At 53.1% G+C, this 16753-nt stretch carries 14 protein-coding genes; 6 read left to right on the top strand and 8 right to left on the bottom strand.

The genetic code is table 11. The features are described from left to right. Positions 1–40 precede the first annotated feature (40 nt). Positions 41–517: an ArsR/SmtB family transcription factor gene (locus tag EI42_RS10085; protein ID WP_111321456.1), complete on the bottom strand. Its 477-nt coding sequence runs from the start codon at positions 515–517 to the stop codon at positions 41–43. Positions 518–804: 287 nt separating this feature from the next. On the opposite strand from EI42_RS10085, the gene EI42_RS10080 reads away from it, so the two are divergent. Next, positions 805–1434, top strand: coding sequence for a TetR/AcrR family transcriptional regulator (locus tag EI42_RS10080; protein WP_111321454.1), 630 nt, complete (start codon positions 805–807; stop codon positions 1432–1434). A 138-nt stretch (positions 1435–1572) separates the two neighbouring features. Then, positions 1573–4806, top strand: a complete 3234-nt coding sequence (locus tag EI42_RS10075; RefSeq protein WP_111321452.1) for a bifunctional cytochrome P450/NADPH--P450 reductase — start codon at positions 1573–1575, stop codon at positions 4804–4806. A gap of 60 nt (positions 4807–4866) precedes the next feature. On the opposite strand, the gene EI42_RS10070 is transcribed toward EI42_RS10075, so the two are convergent. After that, complete coding sequence (locus EI42_RS10070) at positions 4867–5505, bottom strand: zinc ribbon domain-containing protein (RefSeq protein WP_111321450.1); 639 nt, start codon at positions 5503–5505, stop codon at positions 4867–4869. A gap of 146 nt (positions 5506–5651) precedes the next feature. On the opposite strand from EI42_RS10070, the gene EI42_RS33170 reads away from it, so the two are divergent. Continuing rightward, on the top strand, positions 5652–5831 hold the full coding sequence (locus tag EI42_RS33170) for a hypothetical protein (RefSeq protein WP_211326109.1): 180 nt from the start codon (positions 5652–5654) through the stop codon (positions 5829–5831). Continuing rightward, positions 5828–6391: a DUF305 domain-containing protein gene (locus EI42_RS10060; RefSeq protein WP_111321446.1), complete on the top strand. Its 564-nt coding sequence runs from the start codon at positions 5828–5830 to the stop codon at positions 6389–6391. Before EI42_RS33170 ends, EI42_RS10060 begins: the two co-directional genes overlap by 4 nt. 34 nt (positions 6392–6425) lie before the next feature. On the opposite strand, the gene EI42_RS10055 is transcribed toward EI42_RS10060, so the two are convergent. From EI42_RS10055 to EI42_RS10030, 6 genes are all read right to left on the bottom strand, one after another. Next, the gene (locus tag EI42_RS10055; protein ID WP_111321444.1) at positions 6426–7631 is read right to left on the bottom strand and encodes a sigma-54-dependent transcriptional regulator; all 1206 of its coding nucleotides are present in this window, start codon (positions 7629–7631) and stop codon (positions 6426–6428) included. Beyond that, positions 7628–8935 carry a sensor histidine kinase gene (locus EI42_RS10050; RefSeq protein WP_211326108.1) on the bottom strand — a complete coding sequence of 436 codons (1308 nt, stop codon included), beginning with the start codon at positions 8933–8935 and terminating at the stop codon, positions 7628–7630. The genes EI42_RS10055 and EI42_RS10050 overlap by 4 nt, the downstream gene beginning before the upstream one ends. 217 nt (positions 8936–9152) lie before the next feature. Beyond that, positions 9153–10166: a cytochrome d ubiquinol oxidase subunit II gene (gene cydB, locus EI42_RS10045; RefSeq protein WP_111321440.1), complete on the bottom strand. Its 1014-nt coding sequence runs from the start codon at positions 10164–10166 to the stop codon at positions 9153–9155. Positions 10167–10182: 16 nt separating this feature from the next. Continuing rightward, a complete protein-coding gene (locus EI42_RS10040) occupies positions 10183–11586 on the bottom strand; it encodes a cytochrome ubiquinol oxidase subunit I (protein ID WP_111321438.1) in 1404 nt (467 codons plus the stop codon). A gap of 250 nt (positions 11587–11836) precedes the next feature. Continuing rightward, positions 11837–13861, bottom strand: coding sequence for a PAS domain-containing sensor histidine kinase (locus tag EI42_RS10035; protein WP_170142518.1), 2025 nt, complete (start codon positions 13859–13861; stop codon positions 11837–11839). Positions 13862–14028: 167 nt separating this feature from the next. Further along, positions 14029–14751, bottom strand: coding sequence for a response regulator transcription factor (locus EI42_RS10030; protein ID WP_111321434.1), 723 nt, complete (start codon positions 14749–14751; stop codon positions 14029–14031). A gap of 508 nt (positions 14752–15259) precedes the next feature. Here EI42_RS10030 and EI42_RS10025 point away from each other — a divergent pair. Then, on the top strand, positions 15260–15886 hold the full coding sequence (locus EI42_RS10025; RefSeq protein ID WP_111321432.1) for a DoxX family membrane protein: 627 nt from the start codon (positions 15260–15262) through the stop codon (positions 15884–15886). Between the two features lie 138 nt (positions 15887–16024). Next, a complete protein-coding gene (locus tag EI42_RS10020; protein ID WP_170142517.1) occupies positions 16025–16651 on the top strand; it encodes a P-loop nucleotide/nucleoside kinase family protein in 627 nt (208 codons plus the stop codon). Positions 16652–16753 lie beyond the last annotated feature (102 nt).

Below are 16753 nucleotides of genomic sequence, written 5' to 3'. Positions count from 1 at the left end.
CCCATTCTACGAAAGGAGTATCCTTACGGCTGCTGAACTTTTAACGAGCAGGCGTCTCCTGCTCAAATAATGCCAGTACTTTCCCCAGTCCTTCGTGCTGCTGGCCGTTATCATCGCGTACGTGATTGAGACAGACCAACAGCAAGGTCCGAATATGGGCGTCGTCCAGGCTATAAAAGACCTGTTTTCCCTGTCTGCGGCTCTTTACCAGCCGGAGTTGACGTAAAATACGCAAATGCTGTGAAACAGAGGATTCGGAACTTCCGGTGATCGCTGCAAGGTCGCAGGTGCAGAGCTCCTGTTTAAGCAAGCTGTATACAATTTTGACGCGGCTTGAGTCGCCCAGAGCCCGAAAAATTTCCGCAACCTCGAAGGCGGTTTGTTCTTCAATCAGCAGTTGCCGCCCTCGCTCCACGCGCTCTTGATTTGCACCGTGGACCTGGCATTGTTCTGCTTGCCGGGAGGCGCGAGCCTTGCGTTTTGGCTGATTGGGCTGGTCTTCCAATGGACTATTCATGACCTTGCTCCCTCGATGAAACGCTTAAACGATTTAACAGTTGCTAAATCGTTTATACCACAAAAATAGGTTGTTGACAAGGGGGCGATCAGGCAGAGAGTGTCGGAAGGCGTGGTATAGGAGGGCATGTCGTGCGTTTTCAGGCATTTGTATGCTTGCAGACTTCTCATTGAGATGTGCTGATACAAGAGGGAAAATAAAACTGCTTCTCTGAATTTCTGCCTGTCCCTCGCTCCTCTTGAAAAGATACTCTTGACTTTTTGCAAAAATGAATTATAATTCAGTTTATGAATGAAGATTCAGTTTCTGGAAAACGCCGGTACAGTCGGCGCAGAGCACGGACACGTGCTGAAATACTGGCAGCGGCGCAAGAAGTCTTCGCGTTACGCGGCTATCATGATGCGAGCATTGCTGAAATCGCTGAAAAAGCGGGTGTCGCGGTAGGTACCTTTTATCTCTATTTTCGCGATAAAGATGAGGCCTTCACTACCGTGCTCCGAGAAGGATTCTGCGAAGTGATGCAGCATGCTACGGACGCTCTTCGTCAGGACCCGAAAGGACCTACACTGGATGCTCTTATTCGAGTCATATTACAGCTCGCGTACGAACGACGTGCCCTGTTCCGGATTGTGCTGACAGGTGAAGAAGCCATATCCAGCATCTATACTGCGAAAAATCTGTTATCGCAGCTCATTCTGACAACGCTTGAAGACATTCATCGGCGACAAGCGGTGCAGGGATTTGACCTGTCATTGCTGGCACATCTGATTACAGGGCTTGTGATTCAAAGCGTGATGTGGTGGTTTGAAAATGAGGTTCCTGATCCAGATGAGATGACCGATCAAGTGGTGCGGCTGCTACGTTTCGGCCTGCCGCCACACGTCTTTTCTGCACAACTTCGCACCGAAAAGCCATAAATGTTTTTACCTGTCCAGAAGGCTTGACCGAAAGCATGGCCCTTGCACGCTCAAGCCTCTCCAATTCTCTTAATAAAAAGAAATACGTGTTCTGTTTTACTTTCGATGTTCTCCAATCAGGCAAGGAGCAGAGAAACTATGCATATTGTTGAAAAGCAGGGAACGGTACCTATTCCTCGACCGCCCGCGAAACCGTTTGTAGGGAATCTGTTTGATGTTGATGGCGAGAAGCCCATTCTTGGTATGATGGAGCTGGCGCGCAAATATGGTCCAATTTTTCAGTTAGAGGTGCCTGGGAGAAGCCCCGTAATCGTTTCTGGCTTTGAACTGGTGGATGAGCTCTCGGACGAAAAGCGCTTCGACAAGAAACTGTCCGCGCCTTTGCGCAATGTCAGGGAGTTCGGCGGTGATGGTCTGTTTACCGCAATGACCCAGGAACCAAACTGGCAAAAGGCGCATAATATTCTTTTGCCGAATTTCAGTCAGCGAGCGATGCAGGGCTACTTCCCGATGATGCTTGATATTGCTGAACAGTTGATGGAGAAGTGGGAGCGTCTGAACGCCGATGATGATATTGATGTCCCCGGTGATATGACGCGCCTGACGCTCGACACCATCGGCCTGTGTGGCTTTGACTATCGCTTTAACTCCTTCTATCGAGAAGATATGCATCCGTTTGTTGATGCAATGGTCCGCTCGCTGACCGAAGCAATGGTCCGCTTACGGCGGCTTCCCTTGCAAGATAAATTGATGGTGCGGGAACATCAACAGTTCCAGCGCGATATTGACTTTATGAACGCGATGGTAGATAAGCTCATCAGGGAGCGCAAGGAGAGAGGCCCACTGGAGAACGGGAAAAAGGATCTGCTCAGCTATATGCTGGAGGGAGTCGATAAGCAGACAGGGGAACGGCTTGATGATATCAATATTCGCTATCAGATCATCACGTTCCTGATCGCCGGACATGAGACGACAAGCGGCCTGCTCTCTTTTGCGCTCTACTTCTTATTGAAGCATCCCGATGTACTGGCAAAGGCCTATGAGGAAGTGGATCGCGTGCTTGGCCCCGATCCGACAGTCTTGCCGACATTTGCGCAGATCAACCAGTTGCACTATGTCTCGCAGATCCTCAAAGAGGCACTCCGGCTCTGGCCGACGGCTCCCGCGTTCTTTGTCTATCCGTATGAAGATACGATAATCGGTGGCAAGTACTTCCTGCCAAAAGAGAAGGAAATCACAATCCTGATTCCGATGCTGCATCGGGATAAGAGCGTATGGGGTGAGGATGCGGAGAGCTTTAACCCCGAGCACTTTAGCCGTGAAGCGGAACAGAAGCGCCCGGCCAATGCCTATAAGCCCTTCGGCAATGGTCAGCGGGCCTGTATTGGTCGTCAATTCGCGATGCAAGAAGCGACACTGGTAATGGGGATGCTCCTTCAGCGCTTTGAACTGATCGATCATCTGAATTACCAGTTGCGGATTAAACAGATCCTGACCCTGAAACCAGAGGGGTTCCGCATGAAGGTGCGCAAACGAACAACGCATGCGGTGCAGAGTCCGGTCGTGCAGATTGAACAGCCTCGGATTGAAGCAAGGCCGAAGACAATCAAGCAGCATAATACGCCATTGTTGGTGCTCTATGGCTCGAATCTGGGCACTGCCGAGGATATCGCAGAGCATATTGCCGAGGACGGCACCGCGTACGGCTTCCGTACTTCTGTTGCCGGGCTGGACGAGTATGCCGGGAAATTGCCCCGAGAAGGCGCTGTTGTGGTGGTGACGGCCTCCTATAACGGTACGCCTCCTGATAACGCCGTCGAATTCTGCCGCTGGCTGGATGAGTATGCTCACGACGGCGAGCTTGATGGCGTTCGCTATACCGTCTTTGGGTGTGGAAACCGCGAGTGGGCCGCGACCTTTCAGGCGATCCCGCGAAAGCTTGATGATGCCCTGGAGCGTTATGGCGCGAAGCGGCTGTATCAGCGTGGTGAGGGCGATGCCAGCGATGACTTTGATGGTCAGTTCCAGCAGTGGTATCAGGGGCTCTGGAAAGCGCTTGGTGAGACGTTCTCACTCGAAATGGACGAACAGAGCCGGAGCGCTCAGGAACCTCTTTTTGAGGTTGAGGTCCTCTCAGACGTGCAGGCTCCTAACCCGTTTGTGGCCTCATTTGGAGCGCTGCCGATGCGGGTACTGGCAAATCGGGAGCTTCATACAAAAGATGGTCCGACGCCCTCGGAGCGCTCAACCCGCCATATAGAACTGGCACTTCCCGAGCAGGTATCCTATCGTGCGGGGGATCACCTGGGCATTATCGCTAGAAATCACGATGCCCAGATCAGGCGCGTGGCCGCGCACTTCCAGCTTGATCCGGAGGCGAAAATCCGGTTGCGTAAGACCGATACGCGTAAAACGCATATTCCGGTCGATGAGCCGATCCGTGTCTATGACTTGCTGGCCGATTATGTCGAGCTGCAAGACGTCGCCACGCGCTCGCAGCTCAAGCGGCTGGTCGAATATACAGAATGCCCGCCCGAGAAGATGCAATTGGTTGCTCTTTCGGGAGACGATGAGACCAGCGCTGCGCTCTATCGTTCGGAAGTGTTGCTCAAGCGAAAGTCGCTCATTGACGTGCTTGAAACATATCCGGCCTGTACGTTACCTTTCTCAATCTATCTGGAAATGCTGGCCCCGATTCGGCCGCGGTACTACTCGATCTCCTCATCTCCGTTACAAGATCCGAGTCGTTGTACCATCACGGTTGGAGTTGTGCAGGGTGAGGCAAAGAGCGGCAGCGGTGAGTACCTGGGAGTCTGCTCCAATTATCTCAAGCGGATGCAGGAAGGCGATACCGTTTACGCGTTTGTGCGGGATAGCAAGTCGGCGTTCCGGCTGCCTGAAAGCCCTGAAACGCCCCTGATTATGGTAGGACCAGGAACCGGTCTCGCGCCATTCCGCGGCTTCTTACAGGAGCGAGCTGCGCTTCAGGATGAAGGAAAGAACGTGGGACCATCGCTGCTCTTTTTCGGCTGCCGTCATGCGCAACAGGACTTCATTTATGAGGATGAATTGAGGGAGTTTGAGCGACGAGGCCTGACCTCGCTCTCGGTCGCTTTCTCGCGTGAATATCCAGATAAAAAGGTCTATGTGCAGGACAAGCTGAAAGAGCGGAAGCAGGAAGTATGGGACCTGTTGCAACAGGGCGCTGTTGTCTATGTTTGTGGGGATGCAAATAAGATGGCTCCAGATGTCAGAAGGACGTTCATTGCGCTCTATCAGGAGAAGATGGGGGTGAGTGCTCAGGCTGCGGAACTGTGGATGCAGCAATTGACCGAGCAGAAGCGCTATCTCGTTGATGTCTGGGGAAGTTAAATTCACTCGATCCTTTTCGCTCTTGAGCCGGAGGGGCTGCCTGCATGGCAGCCCCTTTTTTTATTTCTTGGAGGCTGGGAGTGTTGTGCCGCATTTCGTGCAGAATGCCGCATCCGCCTTGACCGCTGCGTGGCACTGTGGACAATGTTGCTGCCGCACAGCCAATGGCTTTCCACACTGGGAACAGTAGAAATCATCGTAGTCATTCTCGGCATGACAGTTGCTACATTCTAGCTTTCCATGGGGGGCAGGCTGCGATTGTGGATGAGGCTGTGTATAGCCCTGCATGTGCGGAGGTACCGGACCGATATGTACATCTGACCGATGTTGCAGGATAATGGAGTCTAACGTTGAGACAATCTGGCTTTCCAGCGAAGCCTGACGCAGCACGCCGGCCCCGGCTGTCAGGAAGAGCGGCCAGAGGAAGAGTCCCATGACACCGATGGCTGCTTTATCGATCCATTGTCCCTCTCCGATGGCTGCTACAATGCCCCCGGGTGCGCTCCTGAGCGTAATGGTTTGGGCCGCCTGCATACCTATCAACGCTTCAAGATCGCCTCCCTTGCGGATTTGCACAATCATCTGTTCGCGATTGCCGATCCGCTGTGCCTGATATCCCTGGGCATGAAAAATAGCCTCTACGTCCCTTGCGATGCGTTCAATATCGAGATCACGTGCTTGATAGAAGCGAGTTTCCATTCTATACAACCTCTCGTTGTTCTATATCACTTTTTAGATGAGATTTGTTGACAGAATAATTACGATGCAGGAGACATTTTGTTCGAGAATAGCAGGTGCTTCTCTTCTCTTTGCAACGAGCACGAGATGGACGCTCATCTTTTGAGGTGGAAGGGGCTGGTAGAGAGTGCGGCAAATACAGCATCGGTGTTGCTTTTGCTACGGTTGGGGATGGTTTTTATGCTCAAATCAGGGTTGTTTTTGCTCTTTTTTGGATGCGTGATACGCTCCCCTGTGTGCGCGAGTATGCGGCAATGAATAAACAGATAGAGGTGACAAAAAGATGAAGCGTTTTTCTCTTGTTCTTCTTGGTGTTGTACTGGCAGTCCTGCTGGCGGCCTGTGGTGGCACATCACAGGAGGGCGCTCCTCCGGGAAGCAGTAACGCGCCCTTTGATGCGAAATTCATCGATGGTATGGTGAAGCATCATCAAGGAGCGATCGACATGGCGAAGGAGGCGCAGCAGAAAGCAGAGCATCAGGAGATCAAAAATCTGGCGAACTCCATTGTGACCGATCAACAAAAAGAGATTACCGAGATGCAGAACTGGCGCAAGCAGTGGTATCCGGAGCTTGCCCAGACCAACGGGCTTGATATGCATATGGGAGAGATGAAGATCTCTGATGATACCAGCAAGCCCTTTGATCAGCGCTTTTTGGCCGCGATGATCTCTCATCATCAGGGGGCGATCGATATGGCGAAGGAGGCGCAACAGAAGGCAGAACATCAGGAGATCAAAAACCTGGCGAACTCCATTATCACGGCCCAGCAGAAGGAAATAGATCAGATGAAGCAGTGGGAAAAGAGCTGGTATGGGCAATCGTCGGAGGGAGAACAACATCACTAGGAAAGGTGGGGGAAGCACTTTCCCCCATGCTTTTTCAATCTTCCAGGTGGTATTTTTCAATGCGGTAGAGCAGTGTATGGCGTGTGAGCCCGAGCAGCTCTGCCGCTCGAGTTTTGTTGCCGCCGGTGCGCTCCAACGCCTGACGAATGAGCGAGATTTCCACTGCTTCCAGATTGAGTCCCTCCAGTGGCAGGCGGATCGGCTGATCAGCCGGCGGAGCCTGGCGCACCCGCTCCGGTAGATGCCCTTCAGTAATGAGTGCACCCTGCGCCAGCACCGCAGCTCGCTCAACCACAAGCCGGAGTTCAGCAATATTACCGGGCCAGGCGTAATGTTCCAGTACCTGAAATGCTGTCTGTGTGAATGGTTGCCGGGTGAAGTGCTGAACAAGCAGCGGGATATCTTCCCGGTGGTCGCGCAGTGGCGGTACTGGAATGGTCGGCAGGTGCTGAAATAGTGCCAGAGGGCGTTCACTGGTCAGCAACAGGCGCGGGCGTGTGGCTGGTTCTGTCGCTGGAAAAAGGCGAATAAGCGCTTCTAAGGCGGGCTCAGCGAGTGTATGGGCGTGACGAAGAAGGAGCGTCCCTGCTCCCACCAGCATGCGCCCTCCTTGCAGGAGCTGCTGAAGTTGTGCCTCTGCAAGATGCTGAAGATCCAGCTCGACGATAGGCGCTTCAAAGCGTGTGCTGAGTTGATGAGACCAGCGTGCAAGATGGGCTTTGCCGCTCCCCTGCTCACCGAGGAAAAGGAGATCGGGGGTCAATCGTGTGAGCGAGCGAATCTGTTCTACAGCCTGAAGCCAGCGCGGATGACTTCCGACAGGCTCCTGAGTGGTTTTCCTCAGATTACGCAGGTGGTGTACCTCGGTTTGCAGAGCCTTCCGCTCAAGCGCGCGCTGAATCTTGAAGTGTAATTCTTCGATATCGAACGGTTTTCGCAGGTAATCGGCGGCGCCTAACTGCATGGCCTCGACGGCGCTGGCAACAGTGCCATAGGCCGTCAGCATAAGGACCACTACTTCAGGCCAGCGTTCACGTAGTTTGCGCAGCGTTGCCAGACCATCCATCCCTTTCAGTTTCAGATCCAGCAACACAAGCTGGTACGTACGTTCGGCCATCTTCGCGAGGGCTTCCTGTCCGCTGGCGACGCTTTCGGGCTCAAATCCGGTGGTACGAAGTGCCTCGGAGAGGATCCAGCGCATATTTGCCTCATCATCCACGATTAACACATATTCGCTCATGGTTGCTCCTTCTGTAGAGGAAGGCAGAGCCGGGCCCGGGTGCCACCTTCTGGTCTCTCTTCCAGCTCAATGCTTCCCTGATGATCAGAGACAATACGTGCGACCACTGCCAAACCCATCCCTGTTCCCTCATCGCGAGTAGTAAAAAACGGGTCAAAGATGCGCCCCTTAATCGTGTCAGGGATGCCAGGACCACGATCACAGATCGCAAAGCAGAGCGCTGTATCTGCCTGTTGCGCAGAGAGGGTGACGGTCTGTCCCGGTGAACTTGCCTGAATCGCGTTGAGCAGGAGATTCAGCAGGGCCTGACGCAAAAGCTCGGTGTCAGCAGAAATGATAGGCAGGTTGTCACGCCGCTCGATCTCTAGCAAGATAGAGTGTTGTTCCGCGTAGGGCTGACAATCCTGAAGAAGCTGTTCCAGGAATGGCCCAGGCGCAACTGCTTCCAGAGAGAGTGAGCGCGGGTGCGCATATGAGAGTATCTCACTGATCAGACGATCTATGCGGTCTGACTCGGTGGTGACGACCTGAGTATAGCGTGTAACCTCAGGTATATTCTGCAAGCGTGTGGCGAGCAGTTGCGCCGTTGCTCGCAGGATGCCAAGTGGGTTACGGATCTCGTGGGCCAGCCCTCCTGCGAGTCTTCCCAGTGATGCCTGACGTTCTGCCTGACGAATCTTCTCCGCAAGCCGTCTCTGCTCGCTGAGATCCTCGATCGTAATCACATCACCCAGGGCGCTAGACAGGGTTGAACGATGGATGCCGAGGGCGCGGCCCTGCCACTGACACTCACTGTAGCCCTGCTGTATGGGATAGGGGAAATCATGCACCTCTTTACCAATCAGGTGAACGGCTGCCGGGTTCTGAAGTGCTATCTTTCCGGTGGGCTCGATGGTTGCTACTCCGATGGGCAAACTGGCGAGAATGCCGTCAATGTATGTCCGCATGCGGAGCGCTTCGCGGCGTTGCTGCTGCTGCCTTGCAGAGAGAATTCCTGCCAGAAGCGCGACTCCATAGAAGAGAATCAGTTCAAGGATGTTGTCAAGCAAGGAGTCGGAAGTTTCATGAGAGATAAAAAGCATATAGGGTAAATGGAGAGCAGTGACAAGCAAGGCCGTAATCAGCCCGCCCCTGACTCCCCAGAGCACCGCGGCCATCGCGATCGGGAGAAAGTAGAGGCTCCGATAGACAACATGATAGGGAACCAGGTGGACGCTGGTCAAATAATGGAGGGCCGTGATGGCTGCCAGCAGGAGTAGCACACCGGCCAGAAGCCAGCAGTTTCGTTGTTCGTTTGCGCTCAAATGCCTCATCGCTGCTTATCCTCTCTCTGAGATATGCTCTCTCTTTGCAGCATAGCAAGCAATGGGAGAAGGCGCAACCGTTGTTGAGGCAGGTTAAAGGCGGCGCTTTTGGTGTGCAGGAAATGCCGCAGAAGTGAGGCATATGCCACAAGAAGAAAAGAGGGCAGGTGTAGAAGCGGACCTGCCCCCCGGGATTTAGTCAGAAGGTGGAAATGTGTTAGTAGCCTGCTTGCTGATGGACCGGCGCAATGCGTTTACGAAAAACCCAGTAGTTCCAGGCCTGATAGATCAACGTAAACGGAACCAATGTCAGGGCAATCCAGCTCATGACGGTTAAGGTGTAGGGGCTCGACGACGCATTGTAGATGGTCAGGTTCCATGCCGGGTTCAGACTGGAAATCATCACGTTCGGGAAGAGCCCTTGAAAGACGGTCACCGTCATCATTACAATGGTGACGGCCATCATGATAAATGCCATGCCACTGCGCTCTTTCCAGAGAAACAGACCGCTGAGTACAAGTGCCAGCGCCAGAAGCCCCATCCCGAGAAGCGTGACCGGGCTATGCTGGAATGCCGGGATTGTCAGCAGTCCGGTGATCGCAAAGGCCAGCGTGACCACAACGGTGGGCACCCAGAGCAAACGCGCAACAGTGAGGGAACGGTGATGCAGGTAGCCGTTTGTTTTCAGGCTGACAAAGACCGCACCATGAAGCAGGAACAGGATCACAAAGAGCACGCCACCGAGCAAGGCATAGGGCGACAGCAGATCCCAGAAGCTTCCCACATAGTTCATCCGGGCATCGATGGGAACACCCCGAATAATATTTGTGATCGCGACACCCCATAGCAGGGCCGGAAGCAGGCTTCCCACAAAGATCATCGTATCCCAGAAGCGCCGCCAGCGCAGCCCGGGCATCTTGTTCCGGTACTCAATCCCGATGCCGCGCAGGATCAAACCAAGCAGCATCAGTAACAGTGCCAGATAAAACCCGCTGAAGAGGGTCGCATACCAGTTCGGGAAGGCGGCAAACATCGCGCCACCGGCGGTCAGGAGCCAGACTTCGTTTGCATCCCAGAAAGGTCCGATAGTCTGAAGAATGCAGCGGCGTTCGGCATCATCTTTACCCATGAAGGGTAGCAACATCCCGACGCCGTAGTCGAACCCTTCAAGAAAGAAGAAGCCTGTAAAGAGAACGCCGATCAGAATGAACCATAATACGTTGAGCGTCATCAGATATTACCTCCTTCTAACTGAGCTTTGGGGCCAACAGGATGTGTTCATTGGGCCTGGACTGCTCTTTCGGGGTGATCGGCGTTTCATCTTCGAGCTTATTGGCATAACGGCTCAACAGGAAGACATCGACCCCTGCCAGCACACCGTAGAGCAAGGTGAAGGCAATCAGCGAGGTAAGCACTGAAGCCGCGCTCACCGTTGGCGAAACTGCTGAGGCGGTCTGCAACAGATTCTGGACGACCCAGGGCTGACGGCCCACCTCTGCCATGATCCAACCGGTCGAGTTAGCGATATACGGCAGGGCCAGCGCAAACAACAGAACCCACAGGAACCAGCGATGTTTTTCCAGACTCTTTCGCTTCATAAAGAAGAGGGTCAACAGCGAAAGGACGATCATGAGGATGCCAGCAGCAACCATCGCACGGAAGGTCCAGAAGGTCAGCGCAACGGGCGGGATATAATTGCCCGGACCATAGGTTTGCTCATATTGGGCCTGCAATTCATGAATGCCCATGACCTGACCGGAAGGCGAGTTATAGGAAAGCAGTGAGAGGCCAGCGGGCACCTCAAGCGAGAACGTATTCTTTTTGTTGTTTTCATCGATAAAAGAGAACAGCAAGAACGGAGCAGGGTCTTCCGCATGCCAGAGCGCTTCGGCAGCAGCCATTTTCATGGGCTGCGACTGCACTTTGTACTGTGCCTGCATGTGTCCTGTGCCTGCGACAAGTATGGTTGCGATAATGGCAACTGGCAGAGCTACTTTGATCGAGGTGCGGAAAAACTGTTGTTGCTTTGTTCGGCGCAAAAGTTGATAGGCGCTAATTCCCAGGACAAAGAATGCGCCTGTGGTCAGTGCGCCAAGCACAACGTGCGGAAACTGGCTCCAGAGATTCGGATTGCTGACCAGAGCGACAAAATCATGCATCTCAGCGCGGCCATTATGCATTACAAAGCCGACCGGGTTCTGCATGAACGAGTTCGCAGTCAGAATCCAGAAAGAGGAAAGCACGGTTCCAATAAACACCAGCCAGATCGAGGCAGCAAGCACCATTTTGGGGAGCTTATCCCGCCCAAAGATCCAGAGGCCGATAAAGGTTGATTCCAGAAAGAAGGTGAGCAGCGCTTCGATTGCGAGGGGAGCGCCGAAAATATCACCGACAAAGCGCGAATAATCGGACCAGTTCATGCCGAACTGAAATTCTTGAACGATCCCGGTGACCACGCCCATCGCGAAGTTAATGAGGAAAAGCCGCCCCCAGAATGTCGCCATACGCTTATAAAGCAGGTTGCCTGTGCGAGCATACATTGTTTCAATAATGGCAACAATAAGCGAGAGGCCGATTGTCAAGGGGACGAAAAAGAAGTGATAGACCGTTGTTATTGCGAATTGCCATCTGGCAAGAGTGAGTGCATCCATAATCTCAATACCTCTTTAAACGTCGAAAAACCTGACCGGTTCTATACGCAGGGAGAAACCTCCCCTCTCCTGTGAAGAGCGGATCATTTCTCTTAAAATGCGACTGCTGGCAGAGAAATTCATCTCTGCCAGATACTATAGGCGTGAATACTCACGGAGTGCTCTCAAATGGAGATGAGGGTCTCACAGTTCGGTCACATCCGGGCAGGAAAAGGGCCGGGAGTATTGCATCTGACTCCCGACCTGTCTACTAGTTTGCTGAGGTAGTGGGTGGAGACGTTTCTTCATCCCGGAGGCTGAGTAGCGGGAGCGACATAAAGAAGGTTGAGCCAACCCCTTCTTCTGACTCAAACCAGAGCTGCCCTTTATGCCGTTCGACAAGCTGGCGACAGAGATAGAGCCCCAGGCCGGTTCCAGTAATGCCCCAGGCTTGAGCGTTATCGGCGCGCATAAAACGGCCAAAGATTTGCCCCTGCTGTCGTTTCGGGATACCTATGCCACGATCCTGCACGCTGACAATCGCGGTTTGCTGCTCTGGATTGGTGCGCACTTTGATCCAAATAGGGCCACCCTGTGGGCTGTATTTGATGGCGTTCTCGATCAGATTGGTTAAGACTTGATCGATGCGCTGTGGGTCCATATAGACAATGGCCGCGGGCGTATGCAGATGTACTTCGAGTTGGTGCTGTGATGTTGTCTGTTGCAGGTGCGAAGCGACACGCTGTACCAGCGCATCCAGATCTGTGGCGGTGCAGTGCAGAAGGAGACGCCCGGCTTGCAGGCGTGTCACATCAAGCAAGCCATCAGTCAGGGTTACAAGGCGCTCGGTTGCCTGCTTAATGTCTTGCAGGGCGTCCTGTTGCCAGTCGGCCAGAGGTGCGCCATGGCCGCGTGCGGACTGGACCAGCAGCGTATCTGCATAGCCCATCAGGACCGCCAGCGGCGTGCGTAGCTCATGCGCCACAATCCCGATAAACTCATCTTTCAAATATTCGGCTTCTTTTAAGGGGGTGACGTCCTGATAGACAACAATCGCAAGTTGTTGCTGCTCCACGGACTCAGTGTCGGACTGGAGCAGAAATGAAATATCTGCCTGCTTTTTCCGCACAGGGATCGCATTTACCAGAACGGGGAGGCTGGTCCCGTCAGGCTGGCGGATGGTTTCCTGATGATACAGGACGGTTTCGCCTTTCCGGGCAGCGCGAAGCGTGGCGAAGGACGAAAGAGCCATCTCTTGCTGATTTGCATCGAGCACATGGATATTATGCTGCTTCAGAAAGTCCTCCATCGGCTGATCTTGCTTCCAGTACGCGCCCCACATTCGATGGGTGGCCCGGTTCGCGAGAAGCAGACGCGCTTTCGGCCCATATACGATCTGGATACCGTTTGGCAGGGCGTCGAGCACTTCGCGCAGGAACGAGAGCCGGGCCAGCGTCTCGGCATGCACTGCCTGCTGCTTCTGTTCCTGGCGATGGCGTTCCGTCACATCTCGGTTAATTTCCAGGACGGCGCTTGGCTCATTGGTTGCCTGATCGCGGACAAGTACCTGACGGCTTTCAACAATAAGCATATTGCCGTTTCGGTCACTATGAATTAGCTCGCCTTCCCACTTGCCCTTCTGTTCGAGATCATCATTGACTGTTGCTTTCCCATCCGGGAAGCGCGTTTTCAGCAGTGTGTTCGCGATGCGCCCCAGAGCCTCCTGTGTGGACCAGCCATAGAGTCGTTCTGCTCCATGATTCCAAAAAAGTACACGCCCGATGGGGTCACGAATCAGAATAGCGTCGTAGGCTAGATTGATGATCTCGCTCTGTCGTTGAATCTGCTGAAGCTGCTGCATACGCTCACGCTGCGCCCGGCGCTGTGCAGTGACATCGCGAATGGCAGCAATCACGTGCGGTTGGTCGTCAAGCTGAAGTGGACGCAGGCTGATATCAACAGGAAATTCGGAGCCATCTTTGCGGGTGCCATAGAGCTGCAATCCCAGTCCCATCGGGCGCGTTCTGGGAGCCTTTGAATAGTGCTGTCGGTGCGCAACATGAAGTTGTCGGAAGCGTTGTGGGATCAGCTTCTCAATAGTTTGTCCCTGTAACTCGGCCTGGGTATAGCCGAATATTTTTTCAGCCTGCTTGTTTACCAGAACAATGGTTCCCTGTTGGTTGACGATGACCAGTGCATCTGGGAGCACATCGAGCAGGGGGCCGAGCTCTCTGGACGAGATGCTGATTGTTCCTTGCTCGGAAAGGGCAGAGGAGCCCTGGTTCTCTTCAGACATGAACATTTCTCCTTCAAGCAGGCTATGAGTATGAGTATCTAACCTCTTTAAAGAGTAATAGCCGGACAAGGTAAAAATCAAGTATGAGACTGCGGAGCTTTTTGCCCGGCTTGCGATCTGTTCTGATAGGAGCAGGGCTACATCACGGTAACCCTGCCGGACGCTCTTTACTTTGCTTTCTTTCCTGGCTCTGTTAGCACGTAGCCTACCCCGATCTTGGTCTTGATATAGGAGGGGTGAGCTGGGTCTTTTTCGATTTTGCGTCGTAACCGATTGATATTGACCTGAAGCATATGGCTTTCACCGATATATTCGGGCCCCCAGACATGCTCAAGTAAGAGATCCTGTGTCAAAATGCGATTGGTGTTTTGTGCTAAATACTCAAGCAGGCGATATTCGGTTGGGGAGAGAGAAATTTCTTTCCCTGAGATGGTAACGAGGTGCTGCGCGAAATCAATGGTGATATCCCCAACGGTTGTAATAGTACGCAGACCTGTTCCATCGTTCTGGGTAGAAAGCTGCGTGCGGCGCAGAACAGCCCGAACGCGAGCAAGCAACTCATCGACGCTGAAGGGTTTAGTGAGATAGTCATCAGCGCCAAGATCCAGCCCTTTCACCTTCTCCTGATCCTGACCGCGAGCAGTGACAATGATAATAGGGACAGAGGAGAACTCGCGAACGCGCTGGCACACAGTGAAGCCGTCGAGCCTGGGCATCATCACATCCAGTAAGACCAGAGCCGGAGCGTGTTTTTCAATCTGTTCCAGGGCTTGCTGTCCGTCGCTTGCGGCGAGTACATCATAGCCCTCAAATTCCAGGTTGCGCGATACCAGACGAAGCAACTGGGGGTCATCATCCGCTACCAGTATGGTTGTTTTTTTGACAGACATGGGTCGCTCTCCTTCAATTGTTTCGATCTATCTATTCGGTCGTCTTATAGTTCCTGCTACAAGCGTCTGAGGATAGGGCATCTTCTCTGAAAAATGGGAGTCGCCAGGCATGCTATAGTCTCCCTTTTCCTATGATGATTGTCTGTTTGACTCCCTGCGAGATGGACATTCCCATTATACGGATTCTTGTTTTTTGATGTACTGTTGTGGTGCATTCTGGCATCACAAAACGCTCACAAATTCCTTCAGAATAGAAGAAGAAGTGCTTCAGGATAGGGAACGTGTTTTTATGGTACTGCTCTCCCCGGAACGATGGTGCTTTTCAGGGAAAAAGTGATGCCTTCCCCTTTGTGATGCGCTTGAGAGGAAAAGCAACAGGCATGAGATGGTGCTGTGAGCTACAGAGTGCATACTAAGGCCAGAGACAAGGAAGAAATACAAACTGCGGAACGGAACCGCAGATGAGACTGCAAGCAATCTTCGTGCAGAAGGGAGTCGAATAGATATCATGTATACTTTTCAAAAAGTACAGCCAAAATCAGCGATGAATATTCCAGCATCCCCTGTGGTGCGGTTCCTGTTTTCGGATACGCGTGTTGCCTGGCTCTGGCTGCTAGTGCGCCTCTATGTTGGCTATCAGTGGATCTCCGCCGGATGGGAGAAGTTAACCGGGTATACGCTGTTTGGACAGCCCGAAGGCACATCCTGGCTGACTAGTGGCGATGCGGCAATGCATGGGTTTATCCAGGGTGCGCTCAAGAACGCGGCAGGGGCACATCCTGCGGTGCAGAGCTGGTATGCATGGTTCCTTGAACACGCAGTACTGCCCAACGCGCATGTCTTCTCGTATGTCATCCCGTTTGGTGAATTCCTGGTAGGACTGGGCTTGATCGTCGGGGCGTTGACCGGTATTGCCGCCTTCTTCGGATTCTTCATGAACCTGAACTTCCTGCTGGCAGGGGCAGTCAGCGTGAACCCGGTTCTGGCCGTGCTCTCTGTGTTCCTCATTCTGGCATGGCGCATCGCAGGATACTACGGTGTTGACCGTTATCTCCTGCCACTGCTCGGGACGCCCTGGACGGGATCGCTGGCTCAACGGAAAGAAGCGAGAGCTGTCGAGAAGAGCAAAGCCTGATAGGTTCGTGTGTGTGAACGGGGTATGGATCTCTCGAGCGGATCTTCTGATCCGCTCGGGAGATCTTTTTTTGCTTGCTACACTCTTTGTATGCTACATTGTTCCTGTTGGAGTCGCATGGAGAAGGAGAGCTATTCGATGTTTAATGTGTGCCCACGCTGTGGAGAGTATCGCGTTGAAAAAGTGATAGACCGGACCGGGCCCTTTGCGATCTGCCCGGTTTGTCAGTATCACTATCCCTTTGTGCAACTACCACTGTTTCTCATTACGGGAGCCAGCGGTGTCGGAAAGACGACGATCTGTCTCGCGCTTGCGTCAGAGCTGCGCGGTGAATGTGTTGTGCTGGAAACAGATATCCTCTGGGGAGCAACCAATGTGAGCGACGAAGATTATGTCTCTGTCTGGTTGCGGATGGCAAAGAACATTCAGCAATCGGGACTGGCTGTGGTCCTGTGTGGCTCGCTCTTGCCCGAACGGTGCGCATCCTCTCCTGAAGGGCGTTTCTTTTCAGAGATACATGCACTGGCAATGGTCTGTAATGATGAATTGCTGGCGCAACGGCTGCATGATCGTCCCGCCTGGCGCCAAACGCATGCGCCGGAAGTGATCGAGCGCATGATCTCCTTCCAACAGTATTTTCGAGAACAGGCTGCGACCTCACCTGAGCGCGTGACGTTGTATGACACCGGCCAGCACTCTCTTGAAGAGACGGTGCAGGCGGTTGCGACATGGATACGTGAGCGCTTGCCAGAACATGCATATTGAAGAATAGAGATGTATTTGTGCTTTTACTGTACTTTGCTCTAAATCAAGAAAAGCGGGTATACTGGTAATATGATGTTTTTGTAGGGGTGGGAATCCGCTTTG

It is taken from the genome of Thermosporothrix hazakensis, assembly GCF_003253565.1.
Classification (GTDB): domain Bacteria; phylum Chloroflexota; class Ktedonobacteria; order Ktedonobacterales; family Ktedonobacteraceae; genus Thermosporothrix; species Thermosporothrix hazakensis.
This window is presented reverse-complemented; position numbering and strand designations above follow the sequence as displayed.

Bases quoted from the DNA above. Each gene is read 5' to 3' on its own strand.
- EI42_RS10030 (WP_111321434.1), bottom strand. From the start codon at position 14,751: ATGTCTGTCAAAAAAACAACCATACTGGTAGCGGATGATGACCCCCAG.
- EI42_RS10070 (WP_111321450.1), bottom strand. From the start codon at position 5,505: ATGGAAACTCGCTTCTATCAAGCACGTGATCTCGATATTGAACGCATC.
- EI42_RS10025 (WP_111321432.1), top strand. From the start codon at position 15,260: ATGTATACTTTTCAAAAAGTACAGCCAAAATCAGCGATGAATATTCCA.
- EI42_RS10035 (WP_170142518.1), bottom strand. From the start codon at position 13,861: ATGTCTGAAGAGAACCAGGGCTCCTCTGCCCTTTCCGAGCAAGGAACA.
- EI42_RS10060 (WP_111321446.1), top strand. From the start codon at position 5,828: ATGAAGCGTTTTTCTCTTGTTCTTCTTGGTGTTGTACTGGCAGTCCTG.
- EI42_RS10020 (WP_170142517.1), top strand. From the start codon at position 16,025: ATGTTTAATGTGTGCCCACGCTGTGGAGAGTATCGCGTTGAAAAAGTG.
- cydB (WP_111321440.1), bottom strand. From the start codon at position 10,166: ATGACGCTCAACGTATTATGGTTCATTCTGATCGGCGTTCTCTTTACA.
- EI42_RS10080 (WP_111321454.1), top strand. From the start codon at position 805: ATGAATGAAGATTCAGTTTCTGGAAAACGCCGGTACAGTCGGCGCAGA.
- EI42_RS10040 (WP_111321438.1), bottom strand. From the start codon at position 11,586: ATGGATGCACTCACTCTTGCCAGATGGCAATTCGCAATAACAACGGTC.
- EI42_RS10055 (WP_111321444.1), bottom strand. From the start codon at position 7,631: ATGAGCGAATATGTGTTAATCGTGGATGATGAGGCAAATATGCGCTGG.
- EI42_RS10075 (WP_111321452.1), top strand. From the start codon at position 1,573: ATGCATATTGTTGAAAAGCAGGGAACGGTACCTATTCCTCGACCGCCC.
- EI42_RS10085 (WP_111321456.1), bottom strand. From the start codon at position 517: ATGAATAGTCCATTGGAAGACCAGCCCAATCAGCCAAAACGCAAGGCT.